Here is a 21,681-nt window from a genome sequence, read left to right as displayed (position 1 = left end):
TTCTCACGAGTCCGCGGCCCGCGAATCCGCCGGTGTCCGGTGGATCCGCGAGCCGCGGAGCAGGTGCTGGTCAGCCGCGGATGCCGCGGGTGGAGGCGATCACGTCGCGCATCTTCTTCTCGAGCGCCTCGTAGAACATCGACAGCGGGAACTCGTCGTCCAGCACGGCATCGGTGTACCCCTTCGGCGGGCCCGCGAGGACGTCGTCGGGCAGGCCGCGCGCCCACACCGACGCGGGATGCGGTTCGAGGACCGAGCGCACGAGGTCGTACGCCGCCAGCCAGTGCGCGGTCTTCGGCCGGTCGATCGACTCCCAGTAGAGCCGGTCGATCGCATCGCCCAGGGCGACGACGGCATCCGGCACCTCACTCCATTCGAAGGCGAGTGCGGTGTCGGTCCAGTGCAGCACGCCGCGACGGTGCAGCCAGGCGAACAGCAGCTGACCGCCGAGCCCGTCGTAGTTGCGCACGCGCGATCCGGTGATCGCGAACCGGAAGATCCGGTCGAAGATCACGGCGTACTGCACGAGCCGCGACAGACGCAGCAGCTCGGCGTCGACCGGGTCGAGATCCGTCTCGGCGCTCAGCCGCCGGTCGAGCGCGACGCATTCGCGGAACGCCGTCAGATCGCATCTCAGCTCTTCGAGGGAGTACAGGAAGAACGGCATCCGCTGTTTGATCATGAACGGGTCGAAGGGCAGATCGCCGCGCATGTGGGTGCGGTCGTGGATGAGGTCCCACATCACGAACGCCCGTTCGGTGAGCGCCTGGTCGTCGAGCATCTCCGCCGCCTCGGCGGGCAGGTCGAGCTTCGTGATCTCGGACGCGGCACGCACGACGCGGCGATAGCGGGCCGCCTCGCGGTCCTGGAAGATCGCCCCCCACGTGAACGGCGGGATCTCGCGCATGGCGACGGTCTCGGGGAACAGCACGGCCGAGTCGGTGTCGTATCCGGGCGTGAAGTCGAGCAGTCGCAACGAGACGAAGAGCCGGTTGGGGTACATCGTCTCGAGTCGCGCGATCGCCTCGGGCCAGATCGTCTCGACCAGGAGCGCCTCGACATGACGGTTCCGCGATCCGTTCTGCGTGTACATCGGGAAGACGACGAGGTGGCGGATGCCGTCGACGCGGTGGAGCTGCGGCTGGAAGGCCACGAGCGAGTCGAGGAAATCGGGCACGCCGAATGCCCCCTCCGTCGAAGCCGCGCCGTCCGGATGATCGGACCCCGCCCATCTGTCGAAGTCCCGGATCGACGCCGCCAGGTAGTCGGCATCGTGAGGGAACCTCGGGGCGAGTCGGCCGATCGCGTCGGTGATCGCCGCGACGTGGCGGCGTGCCGTCTCGTGGTCGTCCGCGTCGGGCACGGAGCCGTCGGCGGCCTGCAGCTCGTGCAGCGCCGTCGCGGCGTCGCGCAGCGCGATCCACGCCGGGTCGTGCTCGACGCCGTCGGCGAGCGCGATGCTCAGGGCGTCGACCGCGCCGCCGTCCTCGACGACCTCGGGCTCGCCGATGATCGTCTTGGCGGCACCGGGGGTGGGGTGCGTCTGTGCGATGGACATGGGGGAACCTCCGATCTACGAGGTACGGCTCCCGCGCGGGAGCGGTGGACAGGTGGCGTCAGCCTAACCGGCCGCCGGGCTTTCGGCGACGGCGGAGTCGGGCAGCGGCCGCTTGACCTCAATCGAGCTTGAGGTTTTAGCGTTCGAGACATGATCCGAACCGACCCCGACCCCCACGTCGACTCCTTCACCGAGCGGCTGCCCGCCGCCGTGCTCGACCGCCTCGCACGAGTGACCGGCGACGAGAAGCACAGCGCCGCGGCGCACTCGACCCTCGACGCCCTCTGGGTGCTGCACGATCGGGTGCTGCGCCCCGAGGCCGGCGACCGCTTCCTGCTGTCGAAAGGCCACGGTCCCGCCTCGTACTACGCCGTGCTCGCTGCCCGGGGCCTGGTGCCCGACGCATGGCTCGATGACCTGGCGGGCGTCGACTCGCCCCTCGGCCACCATCCCGACCGCGTGCTCATTCCCGCCGTGGAGATCTCGTCCGGCTCGCTCGGGCACGGTCTGCCGATCGCGGTCGGCCTCGCCCGCGGCCTCGACATCGCGGGTGCGGGCGGACGCGTGTTCGTCCTGATCGGCGACGCCGAGCTCGACGAGGGCAGCAACCACGAGGCGATCGCCGTCGCCGGACGCCTCGCTCTCGCGCGGCTGCACTGCATCGTCATCGACAACGCCTCGGCATCCCTCGGATGGCCCGGCGGGGTCGCGCGGCGGTTCGCGGTGGAGGGGTGGGATGCCGCCGAGGTCGACTCACGCGATCACGCCGCGCTCGCCGCGGCCCTCGAGGCGGGCGGCGCGATGCCGCGCGTCACCGTCGTCCATACCGCTGCGAAGGGATCCTGATGCGCGCGCGCTTCTCCACCACGATGTCCGATCTGCTGGCGACCGACGAACGTGCGGCTCTCGTCCTCGCCGACATCGGGCCGATCGATCTCGCCGCGGGCACCGCCGCCGCCGACCGCGTCGTCAACGTCGGGATCCGCGAGCAGGCGATGATCGGCGTCGCGGCCGGGCTCTCGCTCGCCGGGCTCCGCCCGTTCGTGCACACCTACGCCCCGTTCCTCGTCGAGCGGCCCTTCGAGCAGATCAAGCTCGATCTGTCGCACCAGGATCTCGGGGCGGTGCTCGTATCGATCGGTGCGAGCTACGACGCCGCAGCCGAAGGGCGCACGCACCAGTGCCCCGGCGACATCGCCCTGCTCGGCACTCTGCCGGGGTGGCGGCTGCACACGCCGGGGCATCCCGACGAGGTCGAGGCGCTGATCCGGGCGGCGGCCACCTCCGACGACCGTCAGTACATCCGGCTCTCGACGCAGGAGAACCGGACGGCCTTCCCGACCGACGGGCGGATCCACCCCGTGCGCGGGGGATCGGGTGTCCTCGTGCTGGCCATCGGCCCACTGCTCGACGCCGCGCTCGAAGCGACGGCCGGCACGGGGCACGCGGTCGCCTACACCGCGACGCCGGTGCCGCTCGACCGTGACGGTCTGCGCGAGCTGAGCGCCGGGTTCGACCGGGTCGTGGTGCTCGAACCCTTCCTCGAGGGAACGACCGCCGCCGCGGTCGGCGCGGCCGTCGGCGGCAGCGGCATCCGCATCGAGCACATCGGTGTCGGGGTGGGAGAGCAGCGCCGATACGGCACTGCGTCCGACCACGCGCGGCTGCACGGCCTCGATGCGTCGGGGATCAGGCGGCGCCTCGACCGGCTCTCATGACGGAGCGGCCGCGTCGTCGTCGAGCACGTGCCGGAGCGCGGGCGCGACACGACGCGGTCCGCTGCCCTCCGCGCTCAGCGCGTCACCGGGGTTCAGCAGATCGCACGACCGCATCGAGAGACAGCCGCATCCGATGCATCCCACGAGCTCGCGTTCGAGCGACTCGATGGCCGCGCGCCGTTCCTCGAGGCGGATCTTCCACGCCCGCGACACCCGTTTCCAGTCATCACTGCTGGGCTCGGCCTCGGCGGGGAGAGAAGCGAAGGCGTCGGCGACCTCGGCGAGCGGGATGCCGAGGCGCTTCGCGACGAGGATGAGGGAGATGCGCCGCAGCATGTGGCGACTGAACCGGCGCTGATTGCCCGCCGAGCGAGTCGAGGTGATGAGCCCGTGCCGCTCGTAGAAGTGCAGCGCCGACACGGACACACCGGTTCGAGCACTCACCTCGCCGATGCTCAGGAGATCATTGGACCGCATCACGCCTGCGACTCTACGACGCGCCGATACATCGGTCGGACCGGTGGGGCTGGTGTCATCGCGGGCGGCCGTCCGCGCCACATCAGCACCGAGCGCCCGACGGTTGTATCGGCGTCTGCCGTCACCGCCGGGTCGGGCCGGCACTGTCAAGCTGTCGCGGGTGTGCGCCCGCGGCGTTAGCGTCGCACCATGCCCGCCGACCACCCCGCCGACCACCCCGTCGCCCCCGCCGCACCGTCACCCGCCGCGTCCGGCTCCACCGCCGACGCTTCCGACGGGCGCGGCCTGCTGCTGATCACGAACGCGCGAGCGGGAACGTCGGTGGTCCGCCCCGACCCCCTGCCCGAGATCCGGCGGCGACTGCCGCAGGCGCGGATCGAGAGCCTGGGCGACTCGTCGATGGACGACATCGTCGCATCGGCCGTGTCAGCCGCCGATGCGCCCACGGTGCTCGCCGTCCTCGGCGGCGACGGATCCGTCTCGCGCGCCGCTCACCTCGCGCGCCGTCATGACCTGACGCTGCTCGTGCTGCCCGGCGGCACCTTCAATCACTTCGCGCGCGCGGCGGGCCTCGACACGGTCGATGCCGCCCTCGACGCCTATGCGGCCGGGACGGTCCGCCGCGTCGTGGTCGCCGAGGCGGTCATCGACGACGGCGATCCCGTGACGGTCCTCAACGCGGTGTCGCTCGGCTCCTACCCCGAGCTCCTCGCCGAACGCGAGAAGCGCACGAGTCTCGGCAAATGGTGGGGCGGCGCGGTCGCGGCGTGGCGCGAGATCCACGGCGCCCACCGCATCACGATCGTGCGCGACGGCCGCCGGGCGGTCGTCTGGTCGGTCTTCGCGGGGCTCGGCCGCAACGACCCGCGTCGCATCGCGATGATGCGGCGCGCGAGCCTCGACGAGGCGGTGCTCGATGTCCGGCTCCACCATGCCCGGGGCACGCGGCTGCGGGCGGTGACCTCGCTGGCGTTCGGTCGTCGTACCCTCGCGGTGATGCGCGCACTGCGTCTCATGCCGCCGGCATCCGATCTCGAGCGAGCCGTCGTGGCGGAGATCGAGGTGACGGTCCGGCCCGGCGGCGCGACGCCGGTGTTCGCGCACGACGGCGAGCTCACCGAGACTCCCGCCGGCGACTACCGGCTCCGGCTGCGCGCGATCCCGGGCGGCCTGCGCGTGTACGCGCGCTGAGGCGGATGGCGTTGCCCGCGGATACATCGTCAGAGGGATGCCGCGCCCGCGGCGCTCGCGTACCGTCGTAGCGTGTTCCGTCCGCTCCGCCGCTATCAGCTCTCCGTCGACATCTCGGTGGCTGTCGCCTTCGCGGCGCTCATGCTGCTGTTCACGTGGGTGGGCGTCGTGGGTGTCGGCATCCCCAACGACCGGGTGTCAGCGGTCGTCGCGATGCTTCTGGTCGTCCCGTTCGGCGCTGCGGTCGCGCTGCGTCGCCTCTCGCCGCCGCTCGCGCTGACGCTGGCGTGGGTCGGTGCGATCCTGCAGATGCTGGCGCAGCTGCCTCCCCTGCCGGTCGACATCGCCATCTTCGCGGTGCTCTACACCTGCGCGGCGTACGGCACGAACCGGATCTTCTGGCTCGGATTCGCGTCCTCCATCGGGGGCGCGCTGGCCATCACCATCTACCTGCTCATCCCGACTGCGGCGTACTCGGTCACGACAGCGGGTGATGAGCTGGTGTACTTCCTCGTCACCGGCACGATGCTCTTCGTCGCGGCCGTCTTCGGCCTGCTCCTGGCGTGGACCGTGGGCGCACTCGTCCGCGTCGGGCTGCGTGCCCGCGGCAATGCCGAGGCCCAGCGGAAGGCCGAGGAACGCGCGACGGCGGAGTTCGAGCGCAACCGCATCGCGCGCGACATGCACGACGTCGTCGCCCATTCGCTCGCGGTCGTCATCGCCCAGGCCGACGGGGCTCGCTATGCCGCGGCGGCGGATCCGGATGCCGCTGCCACCTCGCTTCAGACGATCTCGTCGACGGCCCGTTCCGCCCTCTCGGACGTGCGGATGCTGCTGACCCAGCTGCGCCACAGTGAGGGCGAGGGTCCCCAGCCGACCGTCGCGGAGCTGGAGGTGCTCTACGCGCAGGTGCGCGCTGCCGGTCTCGACCTGCGCGTCGACGTCGACCCCGCACCGCCGGGCGAGCCGCCCGCGGCGGTGCAGATCGCGGTGTACCGGATTCTGCAGGAAGCCTTGACGAACGCGATGCGGCACGGCGCGGGCGGTACCGTGGAGGTGTCCCTGTCCTGGCTGTCCGACCGCGTGGAGGTCCGTGTGAGCAACCCGCTCTCGCCGGTGAGTGAGGTCACGGGCCCGGTGCGCACGGGCGGTCACGGCCTCATCGGCATGCGCGAACGCGCTCAGCTCATCGGCGGCACCATCGAAGTGGGCCCCCGCGACGGCGCATTCGTCGTGGCGGCGACCCTGCCCATCGGCGGCACCGCGTGAGTGCGATCCGGGTCGTCCTCGTCGACGACCAGGCGCTCTTCCGCGCCGGCATCCGCATGGTGGTCGCCTCACAGCCCGATCTCGAGGTCGTCGGCGAGGCGTCGGACGGCGCAGAGGCGATCGGCATCATCCGCGAGACACGTCCCGACGTCGTTCTCATGGATATCCGGATGCCGGTGATGGACGGCCTGACCGCGACCGCTCAGCTGCTCGACGATCCGGTCTTCGATGGCGCTCCGCCGCGCATCGTGATGCTGACCACCTTCGACCTCGACGAGGCGGCGGCGCGGGCGATCCGTCAGGGCGCGAGCGGGTTCTTGCTCAAGGACGCCGACCCCGAGTTCCTCCTCGCCGCGATCCGCACGGTGCATTCGGGGTCGTCGGTCATCGCGGCCGCGGCGACGCGGGAACTGTTCGCGACGTTCTCGGCCCCCGCGCAGAAGGCCGTGCCGGCCGCGTTCGCCGAGCTGACCGACCGTGAGCGGGAGATCTTCGCTCTAGCGGCCCGGGGGCTCTCCAACGCCGAGATCGCACAGCGCGAGTTCCTCTCCGAGGCCACCGTGAAGACCCACATCAGCCGGATCCTGGCGAAGCTCTCCCTGCGCGATCGCGTGCAGCTGGTCGTCTTCGCGTTCGAGCACGGGCTCGCCTGACCCTCGCGGGCGGATGAGGGATCATCCGCAAGATGTACGTGTCCGCGACGGTGGACCGATGTCGGCGGACGCGACGCTTCGTAGCGTCGGAGACATGCAGATCTCGACCACCGACCTCGGCCTCGCCGCCCGGGTCCAGAACCTCTCCAAGACCTACGGCGCCGGCGAATCGGGCGTCCGTGCGCTCGACGGCGTCTCGGTGGGCATCCGCCGTGGCGAGTTCACCGCCATCATGGGCCCATCCGGCTCGGGCAAATCGACCCTGATGCACATCATGGCCGGGCTCGACGCCCCGACAACGGGTCGCGCGTGGATCGGCGACACCGAGATCTCGGGCCTCTCCGACCTCGATCTGACGATCCTGCGGCGGCGCCGCGTCGGCTTCGTGTTCCAGTCGTTCAATCTCGTGCCCACCCTCGACGTCATCGGCAACATCACGCTGCCGTTCGAGCTCGACGGGCGGTCGCCGTCGGCCCTCGAACGTTCGCGCATCGACGGGCTGGTCGATTCCCTCGGGCTCGGCGCGCGGCTGCGGCACCGTCCGCATGAGCTGTCGGGTGGCCAGCAGCAGCGCGTCGCGATCGCCCGTGCCCTCGCGACGGCGCCCGACCTCGTCTTCGCCGACGAGCCGACCGGCAACCTCGACTCGCGGTCGGGTCGTGAGGTGCTCGCCCTGCTCGCGACGGCGAGCCGCGAGCACGGTCAGTCCATCGCGATGGTGACGCACGACCCCGTCGCCGCTTCGCACGCCGATCGGGTGATCTTCCTCGGCGACGGCCGCATCGTGGCCGACAAGCCCAGCCAGAGCGCCGAGCAGATCTCGGCCCACATGCTCGCCGCCGAGGTGTCGGCATGACCGCCGTGACCGCGGCGCGCGCGGCATCCTCGTCGGCGCGGATGCGGCCCGGGTCGGGTTCGGCGGCCCCGGCCTCCGGACGTTGGGCGTGGCTGCGCGAGCGGGGGATGGGCGCCTCGGTGCTCGTCGCCGCGATCTCGGGCGGATTCGGCGTGCTGCTGGTCGCCGTCACCGGGCTGATCGGCGCGTGGCTCATGGCCGACCCGTTCCTCTCGGGTGGAGAGACCATCGTCATCGTCGTGGCGATCCTCAGCGTGCTGCTGGTCGCGGTGGCGATGTACGTCGCCGCGATCGTCACGGCCAACACGTTCGCCACGATCGTGGCGGGTCGCACCCGTCAGATCGCCCTGATGCGCCTCATCGGCGCGTCGGCGCGGTCGCAGCGGTCGCGGATCGCGCGGCAGGGCCTCGTCGTCGGCGCGATCGGCGCCGTGCTCGGGCTGGTCGGCGGAACCGCCGGAGCGCTCGGTCTCCAGCAGATCGCCGCACGGGCGTGGGGGCTCGACGTCGACTACAACGTCGTGCAGCCCGTGCTGCTGGCGCCGGCATTCGTCGTAGCGCTGACGACCTGGATCGCCGCGTGGTCCGGGTCGCGTCGCGTGCTCGAGGTCACGCCCCTCGCTGCCCTCGCGGGGTCCGCGCCGCGCACGGCGGAAGAGGCCGCGGGCCGTACGCGCCGCCGCGTCGCCGCGGTGTCGTTGTTCGGCGTCGGCGCGGTGCTGCTCGCTCTCGGCATCCTCGCCGGCTTCACCACACCCCTCGGCGTGGTCGTCGCGTTCTTCGGAGGTCTCGCCTCGTTCACCGGACTGAGCCTGGGCGCCGCACTCGTCATGCCGCCGCTGCTCCGACTGACCGGTCGGCTCTTCGGCCGTTCGGCGTCGGCGCGGCTCGCAGCCGAGAACGCGCTGCGCTACCCGGAGCGATCGAGCCGCATGGCGATCGGCGTCGTCATGGGCGTCACGCTCGTGACGATGTTCGCCGTCGCCTCGGAGTCGGTCAAGGGCGTCATGGCCGCCTCGGGCGGTGGCGAGGTGTCGGGCGAGATGGCCCGTCTGCTCGACACGTTCAGCGCGGTCATGATGGCTCTCGTCGGGGTGTCGGCGGTGATCGCGGCCGTCGGTCTCGTCAACCTGCTCACGATCGGCGTGGTCCAGCGCACCCGCGAGCTCGGGCTGCTGCGCGCCCTCGGCCTGACCGGACGTCAGATCCGCTCGATGGTGCTGTTCGAGGCGGCGCACATCACGATCACCTCGGTCGTGTTCGGCCTGCTTCTCGGCATCGCCTACGGCTGGGCGGCGGCGCAGTCGCTGCTCGGGTCGGTGCGGGTGCCGCCGCTGTGGCTCGCCCCCACCTTCGTGCTTCCGGGCATCCCGTGGCTCACCGTCGCCGGGATCGTCGTGGCCACCGCCGTGCTCACCCTCGTGGCCGCCGTCGTGCCCACCCGTCTCGCGACCCGCGTCTCGCCCGTGGAGGCACTCGCCGAGTGACGCGGCTCACGCTCCGGCAGGTCCGGCTCGTCCCTCATCGGCGGACGAGCCGGACCTCGCTGATGGTCTCGCCCCAGCTGGTGTCGTCCTTCACGGCGCCGTCGGGGCGGAATCCGTTGCGGGCGTAGAACGCGCGGGCACGCGGGTTGTCGGCGAGCACCCAGAGCGACGCGGGCTCGTCGCCCAGAGCGGCATCCAGCAGCGCCTGCCCCGCGCCGGTGCCGTAGTGGGCGGCGAGGACGTAGATCGCATACAGCTCGAGCGGTGCAGCGGGAGGGTCGTCGCGGGACGAGCCGCTGACGGCGAAACCGACGATCGTGCCGGAGATCACGGCGACCCATGTGCGGCCGAGGTCGTGCGTGCGTTCCGTGCCGGCCGGCACCGCCGACTGTCGCTCGTCGAGCCGCTGCTCGTGGCCGAGCAGTTCACCCCGTACGCGCGTCAGACGATCGAGATCGAGGCGGTCGAGGATGCTCTGCGGCATCCGGCCGGTGTAGGCCTCGTGCCAGCCGACGACGTGCACGCGCGCGATCGCCGCAGCATCGGCGGGAACGGCCCGCCGCACGGCGACGGCGGTCACGACGCGGGATCGGGCTCGGGCTCGGGGTCGTAGGCCCAGGTCGGCGCGACCTGCCGCAGGCGCGTCGATCGCCACTGCCAGGTCGCCCAGAGCATCGGCCACAGCGCCGGCGCGGCGAGGCCCCCGATCACGAGGCGCTCGCGCCACAGCGTGCGGGTGGGGTCGCCGGGTGCCGGCGAGACCGCCATCTGGTGGTCCCAGACGTCGAGCACCGAGAGCGGGCCGGTGAGGGGGATGCCGCTGTCACGCAGGATCCGCACGGTCGAGGCATCCGTCTCTCCGGGCCGGTGCTCTTCGACCGCACGGTCCGACACGTGGATCAGCTGACGCCCGACCGGCATGCCCAGCGCCGACAGCTGGACCGGCACGTCCGCCCCCGGTTCGAGCGAGGTCGGCATCCCCTCGGCGGCGAGGGGCTCGAGCCCCATGAGCGGTGCGTACAGCTCGGCGAGCGCGCGCGGCGAGTGGAGGGCACGCCAGGCGGCGTCGGCGTCGCAGTCGAGCACGAGCTTCTGGAGGATGCGCATGAGCCCAGTCTGCCCCGTCGTAGGCTGATCGGATGCCGTTGCCCGCAGCATCCTCGCCGTTCGACCAGTCCCGCTACCAGGTGCGTCTCGACTGGGGCATCGCGGGCCTTCGCCGCGTGGCCCCCGCGGATGTCGTGGTCGTCGTCGATGTGCTGCGCTTCTCGTCGACCGTCTCGGCCCGCGTCGCCGCGGGGGAGCGCGTCGTGCTCGACGACGCCGCGCGCGCCGTCTCGCGCAACGGCGCGATGATCGCCGGGGCGGCATCCGATGCGCTCGTGCTGCTCGGCTGCCTGCGCAACGCCGGCGCGGTCGCGGCCGCCGTCCTCGCGGAGCAGCAGCGCCGCGGAGCCCGCACGAGTATCGCCGTGATCGCCGCGGGCGAGCTCGCCGGGCCGGGCGAGGAGCCCGAGCTGCGTTTCGCCGTCGAAGACCTGCTCGGTGCGGGAGCGGTCGTCGACGCCCTCTCGCGCCTCGGCATCGACCACACCTCGCCGGAAGCGGCCGCGGCGTGCGAGTCGTTCCGCGGCCTCGGCGGCGCGGTGCGGCACCTGCTCACGGCGAGCGGCTCGGGGCAGGAGCTCCTCGAGCGTGGGCTGCGCGCCGACGTGCTCGCGGCGGCGCAGATCGGGGCCGATGCGATGGCGCCGGTGCTCCGCGGCGGTGTCTTCACGGCCGCCTGACGCCGACTCCTCGAGAACGTCGCGAAACGAGCCCGAATCGAGGAGTTCGTGCAGCCGTCAGCGCGGGGTCGCGGCTGCGCGTCGGTCCGCCGGGGAGATCTCGCGGCGAACCCACCGGAACAGATGGCGCTCGTCGTATGACGATGCGCACATCCGGCATGACGCCGCCCGCGTGGGACGGCGGTGGCGGTAGGCCACATGGCCGGCGGGGCACTGGCCCACCCATGGCGCCAGCTCGACGGCCGTCTCACCGCGATGGGTCGTGCCGCCGACATAGCCGAGCTCGCGCGCCGTACGGAGCCAGTCGCGACCGTGGCCGGCGGCCGGGCCGGCGATCGCGTGGGCGACCTCGTGCAGCAGTGTCTGGTGGTTCTCGTCGTCGTCGAACCGGGCTGCGAGGTATCGCGAGACGCTGATGCGCCGGCGCGTGTAGTCGCACTGGCCCGCGCGACGCTTGGCGTTGTCGAACCGGAACGTCCAGGAGTCGTCGAGGTGCGCCGCGATCAGCGCCTCGGCCCAGACCCGGACCCGATCGAGATCACTCATGCGGTGGACGTTACGCGCGGGGTGAGACAGCGGACGGCGGCGCTCAGCTGGCGACGATCGAGCGCGAACGGCGCCGCTCAGCGGCGTCGACGGCGAGCAGGGTCGACTCGAGCTGCTCCTCGGGGGCGCCGCCCTCCTGGCGGAGGAACAGGGCACGCTTGAAGTCGGTGCGAGCGTCGGAGTACTCCTCCGCGTCGTACGACACCTTGCCGCGGTGCTGGTAGGCGAAGGCGGCGAGCAGGGGCCAGTTCTGGCCCTCCGCTTCCTCCGCGCACGTCGTCAGCTCCTGGATCGCCGCGGCGAACGCCCCGCGATTCTGCAGGATCGTCGCGTGCAGCACACGGGCGCGCAGCAGGTCTTTGCGGGTCCCCGCCATGCGCGCCACTCGCACCGCCTGCTCGGCGAGGACGAGAGCCTCGTCGAGCCGATCGAGCACCTTCAGCAGCCAGACGCGCTCGAGGAGCGCGGGCAGGCTGCGCTGCTCGCCGATCTCAGCCAGGCGCTGTGCGCACTGCTCCGGGTCGACGATCTCCCGCAGCGTGTCCGGGTCGTACCCGAGGATGTAGCCCACCGTCATCCACCTCCGCGACTCGAGAACGGTGGATCCCAGTCTCGTCGAAAGGCGCCGAAGCGCCCGCCCGCCGCGCCGGTCAGCGTTCGAACACGGATGCCGACGGCTTCGGCGACGGGGTCGCGTCGGCGTCCGTCGCCACCCGGGCTCCGCGGGCGAACTCGTCGATCTCCGCGCCCTGCGCGACCTTCGCGGGAAACGGCCCGGCCGCCATCAGGCGCGGCAACCACTCCGAGGGCAGCGGGGCAGCCGACGCCGCGATCACGATGTTGCCGAATCGTCGCCCCTTCAGCAGCTGCACCTCGGCGAGCAGCAGCACCTCGGGGAGGACCTCGCGCACCGTCGCCACCTGGCGCCGGGCGAACGCCAGTCCCGCGCCGTCGGCGACGTTGACCAGCAGCACACCGTCCGGTGCGAGCAGTCGTGCGAGCGAGCGGTAGTACTCCACCGTCGTCAGGTGGGCGGGGGTCTGCGCTCCCGCGAAGACGTCGGAGACGACGAGGTCGGCGGCGCCGGTCAGGCCCGGGGGGAGCTTCTCGGCGACGGTGCGGGCATCTCCGATGCGCACGCGCACCTGCGCGCCTCGGGGAAGGGGCAGAGCCTCGCGGACGAGGTCGACCAGCGGCTGTTCGAGCTCGATCACCTGCTGGCGCGATCCCGGCCGGGTGTGGGCGATGTATCGGGGAAGCGTCAGTGCACCGGCGCCCAGATGGACCGCGGTGAGCGGCTGTCCCGGCATCCGCAGACGGTCGATGACAGCCGCCATCCGGGCGATGTACTCGAAGTGCAGGTGTGTCGGATCGTCGAGGTCGACGTGCGACTGGGGCGTTCCATCGACGTCGAGCTCGAAGCCGGACGTGAACGAAGAGGGCACGATACGAGCGATCGTGCCGTCTGACAGGCGTGCCTGCGGACCGGGTTCCTCGACGCGCGCTCGTGCCATTCCTCAACGCTAGCGGCACGCGTCGCCACCGGTGCGAGCCGGTCTGCGCAGTCGAAACACGATCGAGACATCGATGTAATGACTTCGACCCTCCTGCCCGTATAGGTTCGGACCCAATTACCTCGGAGCGCGCCGCGGTGGGCCCGCTCCGGACCTCAGAAAGGGACACCCCCATGCTCTCGACTCCTCGCAAGCGCGCGCTCGCGGGACTGGCAGCGGTCGCCATCGGCGCCCTCGCCCTCTCGGCGTGCACCAGCCAGCGCGGAGGGGACGGTGAGACGGATGCCGCGACCGACGTCGACGGCACCTTCGTCTTCGCCGCCTCCGCAGACCCGGCCAGCCTCGACCCCGCCTTCGCGCAGGACGGTGAGACCTTCCGCGTCTCACGCCAGATCTTCGAGGGCCTCGTCGGCACCGAGCCCGGAACCGCCGACCCCGCGCCCCTGCTCGCCGAGAGCTGGGAGTCGTCCGACGACGGACTGACCCACACCTTCCAGCTGAAGGAGGGCGTGACCTTCCACGACGGCACGCCGTTCAACGCCGAAGCGGTGTGCGCGAACTTCGACCGCTGGTACAACTGGACCGGCCTGGCAGCCAGCGAGGCTCTGTCGTACTACTACGGCAAGCTCTTCCGCGGCTACGTCGAGACCCCCGACACCGCGGTGTTCGACTCCTGCACCGCCGGCTCCGACCTCGAGGCGACGGTGCAGCTGAAGCAGCCCTTCGCCGGCTTCATCCCCGCCCTCTCGCTCCCCGCCTTCGCGATGCAGAGCCCGACCGCGCTCGAGGAGTACGGTGCCGACGAGATCGGCGGCACCGAAGAGGCCCCCTCGCTGTCGGAGTACGGTGCCGGACACCCGACGGGCACCGGCCCCTACAAGTTCGACGAGTGGTCGCCGGGCGAGGAGCTCACGCTCTCGGCCTACGACGACTACTGGGGCGATTCGGGACAGGTGAACAAGATCATCTTCCGCGTCATCGACGACCCCACCGCGCGCCGTCAGGCCCTCGAAGCCGGATCGATCGACGGCTACGACCTCGTCGGCCCCGCCGACACCGCCGCGCTCGAAGAGGCCGGCTTCACGATGGTCTCGCGTCCCCCGTTCACGATCCTCTACCTCGCCTTCAACCAGGCGCAGCCCGAGCTGCAGGATGTGCGCGTCCGCGAGGCGCTCTCTCACGCGATCGACAAGGAGGCGCTCATCTCGCAGGTGCTCCCCGAGGGCACCGAGGTCGCGACGCAGTTCATGCCCGACACCGTCAACGGCTACAACCCCGACGTCACGACGTACGACTACGACCCCGAGAAGGCCAAGGCCCTGCTCGCGGAGGCCGGCTACACCGAGGCCAACCCGCTGACGCTGACCTTCAACTACCCGGTCAACGTCTCGCGCCCCTACATGCCCGACCCCGAGCAGATCGCCACCGTCATCTCGACGCAGCTGACCGACGTCGGTGTGCAGCTGACGCCGCAGACGGATGCCTGGAGCCCCGACTACCTCGACAAGATCACGGGCACCGCCGACCACGGCATCCACCTCCTGGGCTGGACGGGCGACTACAACGACACCGACAACTTCGTCGGCGTGTTCTTCGGTGCGCCCTCGGCCGAGTGGGGCTTCGACAACCCGGAGCTGTTCGCGGCCCTGAACGCCGCACGCGGCGTGCCGAACCTCGAGGAGCAGACCGCGCTCTACGAGCAGATCAACGAGCAGGTCGCCGAGTTCATCCCCGGCGTGCCCCTGGCTCACCCGGCCCCGACGCTCGCATTCGACCCGCGCGTCGAGAGCTACCCGGCCAGCCCGGTCAACGACGAGGTGTTCACGGACATCGTCCTGACCGAGTGACGACGAACCGCTGACCCCGCGGGGCGGGCGACCGCCTCGGGCGCGAGCCCGCCCCGCACTCCTCGACCGAAAGATTCCGCGTTGCTGCGAACCATCGGCCAACGGCTGCTTCTGCTGATCCCCACGCTCCTCGGGCTCAGCATCCTCCTCTTCCTCTGGGTGCGCGCCCTGCCCGGCGGCCCCGCCGTCGCCCTCCTCGGCGAGAAGGCGACCCCCGACGCGATCGCCCGCATCAACGAGCTGTACGGCTTCAACCGGCCGATCCTCGAGCAGTACGCCACCTATATGGGTCGGCTGCTCACCGGCGACTTCGGGTCGTCGATCGAGACCGGGCGCCCCGTCGTCGAGGAGTTCCTCCGGCGCTTCCCGGCGACCGTCGAGCTCTCGATCGCGGCGCTCATCTTCGCCGTCGGCATCGGCATCCCCCTCGGGTATCTCGCGGCCCGACACCACGGCAGGATCAGCGACCACCTCGCTGTCGTCCTGAGTCTCGTGGGCGTCACGATCCCGGTGTTCTTCCTGGCCTTCATCCTCAAGTACGTCTTCGCCGTTCAGCTCGGCTGGCTGCCGTCCGACGGCCGCCAGGACCCGCGCATCGATGCGACCCACTACACGAACTTCTATGTGCTCGACGGCCTCCTCACGGGAGAGTTCGACGCCGCATGGGACGCCGTCCTCCACCTCATCCTCCCGGCGCTGGCGCTGGGGACGATCCCGCTCGCGATCATCGTCCGCATCACCCGCGCCTCGGTGCTCGAGGTGCAGAACTCCGACTACGTGCGCACCGGCCGGGCCAAGGGCATCGCCCGCCGGACGCTCCGCGGCCGCTTCATCCTGCGCAACGCCATGCTGCCGGTCGCCACCACCGTCGGCCTGCAGGTCGGACTGCTGCTGGCCGGAGCGATCCTCACCGAGACGGTGTTCGCCTTCCCCGGGATCGGCTCGTTCCTCGCCCGGGCGATCAGCGCCCGCGACTTCCCGGTGCTGCAGGGGTTCATCCTGTTCATCGCCGTCATCTACGCGCTCATCAACCTCATCGTCGATGTCTCGTACAGCCTGATCGATCCGAGAGTGAGGGTCTCATGAGCACCAACGCGCTCCCGCCCGCCCCCGGCGACGGACCCGCCACGGCCGTCGCCGAGCACGAGGTGCTCGAGGCCCGCGCCGGCGGCGGGTTCTGGCGCGACGTCTTCGCCCGCCTCCGGCGAAACCCCGTGGCCTGGATCGGCGCCGCCATCGTGCTGGTCTTCCTCCTCGTGGCGATCCTCGCGCCGTGGCTCGCCCCCTACCCCGAGACGGCCCTCCCCGGCGCGCGGGAGGTCACCCCCACCCGCATCCCCGGTCCCGGCGAGATCGCGGGCTTCCCGCTCGGCCTCGACCGCTTCGGCGGCGACGTGCTGTCGAAGCTCATCTGGGGAGCGCGGGCCTCACTGCTCATCGGAGTGATCTCGACCGCGTTCGGTCTCGCCGGCGGCATGCTCCTGGGCTTGATCGCCGGCATGTTCGGGGGCTGGGTCGACACCGTCGTCATGCGCTTCGTCGACATCCTCCTGTCGGTTCCCAACCTGCTGCTGGCCGTCTCGATCGCGGCGATCCTCGGTCAGTCGCAGCTCGCGATCATGATCGCGATCGGAGCCTCGCAGGTGCCGATCTTCGCGCGCCTGCTGCGGGCCTCGATGCTGCAGCAGCGCAGCGCCGACTACATCCTCTCGGCGCAGACCCTCGGCCTCGGCCGGGGCAAGATCACGATGAGCCACGTGCTGCCCAACAGCCTCGGGCCCGTCATCGTCCAGGGGACGCTCACCCTCGCAACCGCCGTCATCGACGCCGCGGCGCTGTCGTTCCTCGGCCTCGGCGGCGGGGGAGCGGCCACCGCCGAGTGGGGCCGCATGCTCACTTACGCGCAGAACGAGCTCGCGATCGCGCCGTGGCTCGCATTCCTCCCGGGCCTGTGCATCATGATCACCGCGCTCGGCTTCACGCTGCTCGGCGAATCGCTGCGCGAGGCCATGGACCCGCGCACCCGCGCCCGCTGACCTGCTGGCCGGTGGCTCAGGAGGCGATGTCGAGCTCGTTGCCCGGGATCGACGACAGCAGCCGCCGCGTGTAGGGGTCGCGCGGATTGGTGAAGATCTCTTCGCTCGAGGCGGCCTCGACGAGGGCGCCGTCCTTCATGACGCAGACGTAGTCCGAGATCAGACGCACGACGGCGAGGTCGTGCGAGATGAAGAGGTAGCTCAACCCGTACTCGCCCTGCAGGTCGCGCAGCAGCGTGAGGATCTGATCCTGAACGAGGACGTCGAGGGCCGACACCGGCTCGTCGCACACGATCAGCTCGGGGTTCAGCGCGAGGGCGCGTGCGATCGCGACGCGCTGACGCTGCCCGCCCGAGAGCTCGGAGGGGTACCGGCGCAGCATCGTCTGCGGCAGGGCGACGTCGTCGAGCAGCTTCCGCACGCGCGCGGCGCGGTCTCTCGCGGTGCCGCGCTTGTAGAACTCCAGCGGCTCGGCGACGATCCGCTCGATCGTGAACATGGGGTTCAGCGACGAGTACGGGTCCTGGAAGATCGGCTGCACCTTCTGCCGGAACTCGCGCAGCTGCGCGCCCTTCAGGCCCGCGACATCCTGCCCCTCGAAACGGATCGTTCCCGATGTCGGTTCGATCACCTTCAGCAGCATCCGCGCCGTCGTCGTCTTGCCCGACCCGGATTCGCCGACGATGGCAACCGTCTCACCGCGCGGGATGGCGAGTGAGACGTCGCTGACCGCGGCGAAGTCATCCTTGCGACCGCGGATCTTGTAGAGCTTCGTGAGGTTCTCGATCTCGACGATGTGATCGCGGCGTGCTGCTGTGTCCGCCGGGGCCGATGCTCCGGATGCCGCGGGGTCGGTGACGGCAGCCGGTGGGGGCGTCGCGCGGTAGGCCTCCGGCCGCAGGCGCACCGCCGCGACCGAGGGCGCCGCCTTCACCAGGGCCTGCGTGTAGGGCTGCTGCGGATCCTCGAGGATCTGGCGGGCCGGACCCTGCTCGACGATCCGGCCGCGATGCATCACGACGACGCGCGCGGCGCGCTCCGCGGCGAGGCCGAGGTCGTGGGTGATGAGCAGGACGGAGGTGCCCAGCTCACCCGTCATCCGCCCGAGCTGATCGAGGATCGTCTTCTGCACCGTGACGTCGAGGGCGCTCGTGGGCTCGTCGGCGATGAGCAGCCGCGGGTTGCAGGCCAGCCCGATCGCGATGAGCGCGCGCTGCCGCATCCCGCCCGAGAACTCGTGCGGGTACTGCTTGGCGCGTTCGGCGGCATCCGGCAGCCCGGCCGCGGCGAGGGTCTCGATGACCTTGGCGTCGACGTCCTTCGACGTGGCGAGGCCGTGAGCGAGCAGCGTCTCGGCGACCTGGGTGCCGATCTTCGAGACCGGGTTGAGGTTGGACATCGGGTCCTGCGGCACGAGTCCGATCGACCCGCCGCGGATGCGGCGAAGCGTGCTCTCGGGCGCGCCCACGAGCTCCTCGCCGTCGAGGCGGATGCTGCCGCGCACGACGCGCCCGTTGCCCGGGAGGAGTCCGATCACGGCCATCGCCGTCGTCGACTTTCCCGAGCCGGACTCGCCCACGATCGCGACGGTCTCACCCGCCGAGATCTCGAGGTCGACGCCCTCGACCGCGTGCACCGGGCCCTCGAGCGTGCGGAAGTCGACGGCCATGTCGCTCACCCGCAGCAGGGGAGTGGAGGAGTCTGCCATTGGCCCATCCTGCCCGCCCGCGGCCCCGAGCGCACCGTGTCGGGCCCACCCGTTACATCGACGTAACGCTGGCCCGTCGTCTCGCGGACCGGGCGCGCTCGTGCCGCGGACCGCGCGCTCTCGTGCCGCGGACCGGGCGCTCGTGCCGCGGACAGGGCGCTCGTGCCGCGGACCGCGCGCTCGTGCCGCGGACAGGCTGGCTGCCGCGGGGACGCCGTTCGCGGGGGCGGTGCGGCTGTTCAGCCTGTTAACGGCACAGCCGTCGTGACGGGTGCAGGCCCGGCGGGCCTGCGGCGGGCGTGCCGCGATCAGGTTGGGTGTACCGGGGCGGGCCTCGAGCCGGGTTCGGGCGTCGGTCAGCCTGTGCACGGCACGGCGCGGCACGGGCACGGCACGGGCACGGGCACGGCACGGCACGGCGAGCCGCGGTGCCCGCCCGGGCCGCGGGCTAGCGTTGACCCATGGACCTCAACGCGGACCTGGGCGAGACGGTCGACGGCGTCCCGACGGCCGACGACACCGCGATGTTCGCCCTCGTGTCGAGCGCGTCGATCGCCTGCGGCGGTCACGCGGGCGACGCCTCGTCGATGCGCACCGCCGTGGCCGGGGCCGCCGCCGCCCGGGTCGCGGTCGGTGCCCACCCCTCCTATCTCGACCGGGCGGGTTTCGGGCGGGTCCGGGTCGCGGTCGAGCCCGATCTGCTGCGCGCGCAGGTGCTCGGTCAGTTGCACGCCCTCGCCGCCGCCGGTGCCGACGTGCGGTACGTCAAGCCGCACGGGGCGCTCTATCACGCGGCGAGCGAGGATGCGGCGACCGCGCGAGCCGTCGCCGCGGCGGTCGCGGATCTGTCGGTACAGCTCGGCCGCGCGGTTCCGCTGCTGGGGCTCGGGGGTGCGATCGTGTCGGCGGCGTCGGATGCGGGGCTGCCGTTCCATCTCGAGGCCTTCCTCGACCGCGGCTATCGCGCCGACGGCTCGCTCGTGCCGCGCGGAGCTCCCGGCGCGCTGCTCGACGATCCGGACGTCGTCGCCGAACGTGCGCTCCGCTTGGCGACGCAGGGGGAAGTCGTCGCGGTCTCGGGAGAGGTCGTGCGCAGCGAGGCGGCGTCACTGTGCGTGCACGGCGATTCCCCCGGTGCCGTTGCGATGGCTCGCGCGGTGAGGTCAGCGCTCGACGCCGCCGGGATCGTGGTGCGCTCGCCGTGGTGACGGTCGTGTCCGAGCCGCCATCCTGCCTGCTGGGGCGAGGTCCCCGACACGGCGCCGGATCGAGGATGCCGCGATGAGGATGCTGCCGATGGGCCACGACGCGGTGCTCGTCGAGGTGTCGGATCTTGCGGCGGCGATGGCGCTGCACGCGAGGCTGACGGCCGCGCCGCCGCCGGGGGTGGTCGACATCGTGCCCGCGGCCGCGACGGTTCTCGTCCGGGTCGATCCGGCCGTGCTGCGACCGGCGGCGGTCCGGGCCTGGGTCTCGTCGGCTGTGACGTCGGCGGCGCCGCCGGCATCCGCCTCCGCGTCCGTGACGTTGCCGATCCGCTACGACGGGGCCGACCTCGCCGATCTCGCCGCGCTGCTCGGATCCAGCACCGAGGCGCTCGCCGCCCGCCATGCCGGGACCGACTGGACGGTCGCATTCACGGGCTTCGCCCCCGGGTTCGGCTATCTGGTCGGCGCGGGCTGGGATCTCGACATCCCGCGTCGGCCGTCGCCGCGCACGCGCGTCGCCGCCGGCTCGGTCGGTCTGGCCGGTGTGTTCTCAGGAGCGTATCCGCGCGAGTCGCCGGGCGGATGGCAGCTCATCGGCACGACGGACGCGCCGCTGTTCAACGCGGATGCCGATCGCCCCGCACTCCTCGTCCCGGGCACGGCCGTGCGCTTCGACCCGATGCGCAGCCGCGTCGCGAGTTCGGATGCCGCGGGTTCGGATGCGGCGCAGTCCGATTCGCCGACTCCGGATGCCGCGACGCGGCCGACTCTCGACGTGGTGACGCGGCTGTTCCCGGCCCCCGCGGCCCCGCCGGCCCCCGCCCGGCCTCCGGCGACGGAGCCGGCGACCGAGCCGGCGAACGGACCGGCAACGGCGACGGCGCCAGAACCGCCGGGACGCACAGCACCCGCGGCTCCGCGCGGCGTCCGCGTCATCGCGCCGGGCCTGCAGAGCACGTTCCAGGATGGCGGCCGTCCGGGACGGGCTGCGGACGGCATCGGCGCGGCAGGCGCCGCCGACCCCGCCGCATGGGCGCTCGCGAACCGGCTGCTGGGCAACCGCGAGGGGGCCGCCGCCATCGAGGTCGCCGTCGGCGGGCTGCGAGCGGTGGCGGAGCGCGATCTGACCGTGGTCGTGACGGGAGCGTGGGCGCCGGTCGTGATCGACGGACGCGTGGGCGACCCGTTCGTCGTGCACCGATGGCCGACGGGAGCGGAGCTGAGGCTCGACGGTTTCCTCGCCGGTTCCCGCGCCTACCTCGCCGTTCGCGGAGGGTGGGACGTCGCGCCGGTCGCGGGCTCGCGATCGACCGACACGCTGGCCGGGCTCGGGCCGGCGCCGCTGCGAGAGGGGGATGTCGTTCCCGTCGGCGACGACGTCGCCGGGCCGGTTCCCGTTCTGCCGCTGCATCCGTGGGGGCCGCCGCCCGCCGGAACGGATGCGGTTCCGCTCGACATCCCCGTCATGCCCGGTCCGCGGTCGGACTGGCTCACGTCGGAGTCTCGGCGCCGCCTCGCAGGCGAGACCTGGATCGTGTCCGCGGCGGCGGACCGGGTGGGCATCCGCCTCGAGGGCCCGCGTCTCGACCGGCGGCGCGACGACGAGCTGCCCAGCGAGGGGATGGTGCCGGGGGCGATCCAGGTCCCGCCCGCGGGGCATCCGGTCGTGTTCGGTGTGGATGCCCCGGTGACCGGCGGATACCCCGTCGTGGGCGTCGTGACACCGGCCGGTCTGGCTCGTCTCGCACAGGCCCGTCCGGGAGACCGTGTGCGACTGCGCCCGACGATGCGGGGCGAGGGCCCCGCCGACGATCGCTGATCCGTCA

Annotated in this window: 21 protein-coding genes; 13 read left to right on the top strand and 8 right to left on the bottom strand. The window is 71.9% G+C overall.

The window, feature by feature from the left end; genetic code table 11:
- Positions 1 to 70: 70 nt before the first annotated feature.
- Entirely contained in the window at positions 71 to 1,558 is a 1,488-nt protein-coding gene (locus QUC20_RS14235; protein WP_289330291.1) for a DUF6421 family protein, read from the bottom strand.
- 150 nt (positions 1,559 to 1,708) lie between these two features.
- Between QUC20_RS14235 and QUC20_RS14230 the strand changes: the two genes are divergently transcribed.
- Positions 1,709 to 2,404, top strand: a complete 696-nt coding sequence (locus tag QUC20_RS14230) for a thiamine pyrophosphate-binding protein (RefSeq protein WP_289330290.1) — start codon at positions 1,709 to 1,711, stop codon at positions 2,402 to 2,404.
- Complete coding sequence (locus QUC20_RS14225; RefSeq protein WP_289330289.1) at positions 2,404 to 3,276, top strand: transketolase family protein; 873 nt, start codon at positions 2,404 to 2,406, stop codon at positions 3,274 to 3,276. Before QUC20_RS14230 ends, QUC20_RS14225 begins: the two co-directional genes overlap by 1 nt.
- Here QUC20_RS14225 and soxR read toward each other — a convergent pair.
- Complete coding sequence (gene soxR / locus QUC20_RS14220) at positions 3,271 to 3,753, bottom strand: redox-sensitive transcriptional activator SoxR (RefSeq protein ID WP_120264206.1); 483 nt, start codon at positions 3,751 to 3,753, stop codon at positions 3,271 to 3,273. The genes QUC20_RS14225 and soxR overlap by 6 nt on opposite strands.
- A gap of 189 nt (positions 3,754 to 3,942) precedes the next feature.
- Here soxR and QUC20_RS14215 point away from each other — a divergent pair, with 189 nt between their 5' ends.
- The 5 genes from QUC20_RS14215 (at position 3,943) to QUC20_RS14195 (ending at position 9,209) form a co-directional block, all read left to right on the top strand.
- Positions 3,943 to 4,944 (top strand): diacylglycerol/lipid kinase family protein, encoded by a 1,002-nt coding sequence (locus tag QUC20_RS14215; protein WP_289330288.1) that lies wholly within the window; start codon positions 3,943 to 3,945, stop codon positions 4,942 to 4,944.
- 72 nt (positions 4,945 to 5,016) lie between these two features.
- On the top strand, positions 5,017 to 6,213 hold the full coding sequence (locus QUC20_RS14210) for a histidine kinase (RefSeq protein WP_120264208.1): 1,197 nt from the start codon (positions 5,017 to 5,019) through the stop codon (positions 6,211 to 6,213).
- Positions 6,210 to 6,866 carry a response regulator gene (locus tag QUC20_RS14205; protein ID WP_120264209.1) on the top strand — a complete coding sequence of 219 codons (657 nt, stop codon included), beginning with the start codon at positions 6,210 to 6,212 and terminating at the stop codon, positions 6,864 to 6,866. The genes QUC20_RS14210 and QUC20_RS14205 overlap by 4 nt, the downstream gene beginning before the upstream one ends.
- A gap of 94 nt (positions 6,867 to 6,960) precedes the next feature.
- Positions 6,961 to 7,722 carry an ABC transporter ATP-binding protein gene (locus QUC20_RS14200; RefSeq protein WP_120264210.1) on the top strand — a complete coding sequence of 254 codons (762 nt, stop codon included), beginning with the start codon at positions 6,961 to 6,963 and terminating at the stop codon, positions 7,720 to 7,722.
- Complete coding sequence (locus tag QUC20_RS14195; RefSeq protein ID WP_289330287.1) at positions 7,719 to 9,209, top strand: ABC transporter permease; 1,491 nt, start codon at positions 7,719 to 7,721, stop codon at positions 9,207 to 9,209. The genes QUC20_RS14200 and QUC20_RS14195 overlap by 4 nt, the downstream gene beginning before the upstream one ends.
- 34 nt (positions 9,210 to 9,243) lie before the next feature.
- Here QUC20_RS14195 and QUC20_RS14190 read toward each other — a convergent pair whose 3' ends face one another.
- Together QUC20_RS14190 and QUC20_RS14185 are read right to left on the bottom strand one after the other, a co-directional pair.
- Complete coding sequence (locus tag QUC20_RS14190; RefSeq protein ID WP_120264212.1) at positions 9,244 to 9,789, bottom strand: GNAT family N-acetyltransferase; 546 nt, start codon at positions 9,787 to 9,789, stop codon at positions 9,244 to 9,246.
- A complete protein-coding gene (locus QUC20_RS14185; protein ID WP_289330286.1) occupies positions 9,786 to 10,316 on the bottom strand; it encodes a hypothetical protein in 531 nt (176 codons plus the stop codon). Before QUC20_RS14185 ends, QUC20_RS14190 begins: the two co-directional genes overlap by 4 nt.
- A gap of 32 nt (positions 10,317 to 10,348) precedes the next feature.
- On the opposite strand from QUC20_RS14185, the gene QUC20_RS14180 reads away from it, so the two are divergent.
- On the top strand, positions 10,349 to 10,996 hold the full coding sequence (locus QUC20_RS14180; RefSeq protein WP_289330285.1) for a 2-phosphosulfolactate phosphatase: 648 nt from the start codon (positions 10,349 to 10,351) through the stop codon (positions 10,994 to 10,996).
- A 57-nt stretch (positions 10,997 to 11,053) separates the two neighbouring features.
- On the opposite strand, the gene QUC20_RS14175 is transcribed toward QUC20_RS14180, so the two are convergent.
- The 3 genes from QUC20_RS14175 to QUC20_RS14165 form a co-directional block, all read right to left on the bottom strand.
- Positions 11,054 to 11,542 (bottom strand): SprT-like domain-containing protein, encoded by a 489-nt coding sequence (locus QUC20_RS14175; protein WP_120264214.1) that lies wholly within the window; start codon positions 11,540 to 11,542, stop codon positions 11,054 to 11,056.
- A gap of 43 nt (positions 11,543 to 11,585) precedes the next feature.
- A complete protein-coding gene (locus tag QUC20_RS14170; protein ID WP_120264509.1) occupies positions 11,586 to 12,113 on the bottom strand; it encodes a hypothetical protein in 528 nt (175 codons plus the stop codon).
- A gap of 79 nt (positions 12,114 to 12,192) precedes the next feature.
- Complete coding sequence (locus QUC20_RS14165) at positions 12,193 to 13,056, bottom strand: spermidine synthase (protein ID WP_120264215.1); 864 nt, start codon at positions 13,054 to 13,056, stop codon at positions 12,193 to 12,195.
- 173 nt (positions 13,057 to 13,229) lie between these two features.
- Here QUC20_RS14165 and QUC20_RS14160 point away from each other — a divergent pair, with 173 nt between their 5' ends.
- The 3 genes from QUC20_RS14160 to QUC20_RS14150 all read left to right on the top strand — a co-directional run bounded on the left by QUC20_RS14160 (position 13,230) and on the right by QUC20_RS14150 (position 16,939).
- Positions 13,230 to 14,903: an ABC transporter substrate-binding protein gene (locus tag QUC20_RS14160; RefSeq protein WP_289330284.1), complete on the top strand. Its 1,674-nt coding sequence runs from the start codon at positions 13,230 to 13,232 to the stop codon at positions 14,901 to 14,903.
- 81 nt (positions 14,904 to 14,984) lie between these two features.
- Positions 14,985 to 15,989: an ABC transporter permease gene (locus tag QUC20_RS14155; RefSeq protein WP_289330283.1), complete on the top strand. Its 1,005-nt coding sequence runs from the start codon at positions 14,985 to 14,987 to the stop codon at positions 15,987 to 15,989.
- Positions 15,986 to 16,939, top strand: a complete 954-nt coding sequence (locus tag QUC20_RS14150; protein WP_120264218.1) for an ABC transporter permease — start codon at positions 15,986 to 15,988, stop codon at positions 16,937 to 16,939. Before QUC20_RS14155 ends, QUC20_RS14150 begins: the two co-directional genes overlap by 4 nt.
- A 16-nt stretch (positions 16,940 to 16,955) precedes the next feature.
- Here the strand turns inward: QUC20_RS14150 and QUC20_RS14145 are convergent, their stop codons facing one another.
- Positions 16,956 to 18,647 carry an ABC transporter ATP-binding protein gene (locus tag QUC20_RS14145; RefSeq protein WP_289330282.1) on the bottom strand — a complete coding sequence of 564 codons (1,692 nt, stop codon included), beginning with the start codon at positions 18,645 to 18,647 and terminating at the stop codon, positions 16,956 to 16,958.
- Between the two features lie 461 nt (positions 18,648 to 19,108).
- On the opposite strand from QUC20_RS14145, the gene pxpA reads away from it, so the two are divergent.
- On the top strand, positions 19,109 to 19,855 hold the full coding sequence (gene pxpA / locus QUC20_RS14140; RefSeq protein WP_289330281.1) for a 5-oxoprolinase subunit PxpA: 747 nt from the start codon (positions 19,109 to 19,111) through the stop codon (positions 19,853 to 19,855).
- Positions 19,856 to 19,928: 73 nt separating this feature from the next.
- Complete coding sequence (locus tag QUC20_RS14135; protein ID WP_289330280.1) at positions 19,929 to 21,674, top strand: carboxyltransferase domain-containing protein; 1,746 nt, start codon at positions 19,929 to 19,931, stop codon at positions 21,672 to 21,674.
- Positions 21,675 to 21,681 lie beyond the last annotated feature (7 nt).

The organism is Microbacterium arborescens (genome assembly GCF_030369635.1).
Taxonomy (GTDB): domain Bacteria; phylum Actinomycetota; class Actinomycetes; order Actinomycetales; family Microbacteriaceae; genus Microbacterium.
This window is presented reverse-complemented; position numbering and strand designations above follow the sequence as displayed.

Bases quoted from the DNA above. Each gene is read 5' to 3' on its own strand.
- QUC20_RS14235 (WP_289330291.1), bottom strand. From the start codon at position 1,558: ATGTCCATCGCACAGACGCACCCCACCCCCGGTGCCGCCAAGACGATC.
- QUC20_RS14230 (WP_289330290.1), top strand. From the start codon at position 1,709: ATGATCCGAACCGACCCCGACCCCCACGTCGACTCCTTCACCGAGCGG.
- QUC20_RS14225 (WP_289330289.1), top strand. From the start codon at position 2,404: ATGCGCGCGCGCTTCTCCACCACGATGTCCGATCTGCTGGCGACCGAC.
- soxR (WP_120264206.1), bottom strand. From the start codon at position 3,753: ATGCGGTCCAATGATCTCCTGAGCATCGGCGAGGTGAGTGCTCGAACC.
- QUC20_RS14215 (WP_289330288.1), top strand. From the start codon at position 3,943: ATGCCCGCCGACCACCCCGCCGACCACCCCGTCGCCCCCGCCGCACCG.
- QUC20_RS14200 (WP_120264210.1), top strand. From the start codon at position 6,961: ATGCAGATCTCGACCACCGACCTCGGCCTCGCCGCCCGGGTCCAGAAC.
- QUC20_RS14195 (WP_289330287.1), top strand. From the start codon at position 7,719: ATGACCGCCGTGACCGCGGCGCGCGCGGCATCCTCGTCGGCGCGGATG.
- QUC20_RS14185 (WP_289330286.1), bottom strand. From the start codon at position 10,316: ATGCGCATCCTCCAGAAGCTCGTGCTCGACTGCGACGCCGACGCCGCC.
- QUC20_RS14180 (WP_289330285.1), top strand. From the start codon at position 10,349: ATGCCGTTGCCCGCAGCATCCTCGCCGTTCGACCAGTCCCGCTACCAG.
- QUC20_RS14175 (WP_120264214.1), bottom strand. From the start codon at position 11,542: ATGAGTGATCTCGATCGGGTCCGGGTCTGGGCCGAGGCGCTGATCGCG.
- QUC20_RS14165 (WP_120264215.1), bottom strand. From the start codon at position 13,056: ATGGCACGAGCGCGCGTCGAGGAACCCGGTCCGCAGGCACGCCTGTCA.
- QUC20_RS14160 (WP_289330284.1), top strand. From the start codon at position 13,230: ATGCTCTCGACTCCTCGCAAGCGCGCGCTCGCGGGACTGGCAGCGGTC.
- QUC20_RS14150 (WP_120264218.1), top strand. From the start codon at position 15,986: ATGAGCACCAACGCGCTCCCGCCCGCCCCCGGCGACGGACCCGCCACG.
- QUC20_RS14145 (WP_289330282.1), bottom strand. From the start codon at position 18,647: ATGGCAGACTCCTCCACTCCCCTGCTGCGGGTGAGCGACATGGCCGTC.
- pxpA (WP_289330281.1), top strand. From the start codon at position 19,109: ATGGACCTCAACGCGGACCTGGGCGAGACGGTCGACGGCGTCCCGACG.
- QUC20_RS14135 (WP_289330280.1), top strand. From the start codon at position 19,929: ATGAGGATGCTGCCGATGGGCCACGACGCGGTGCTCGTCGAGGTGTCG.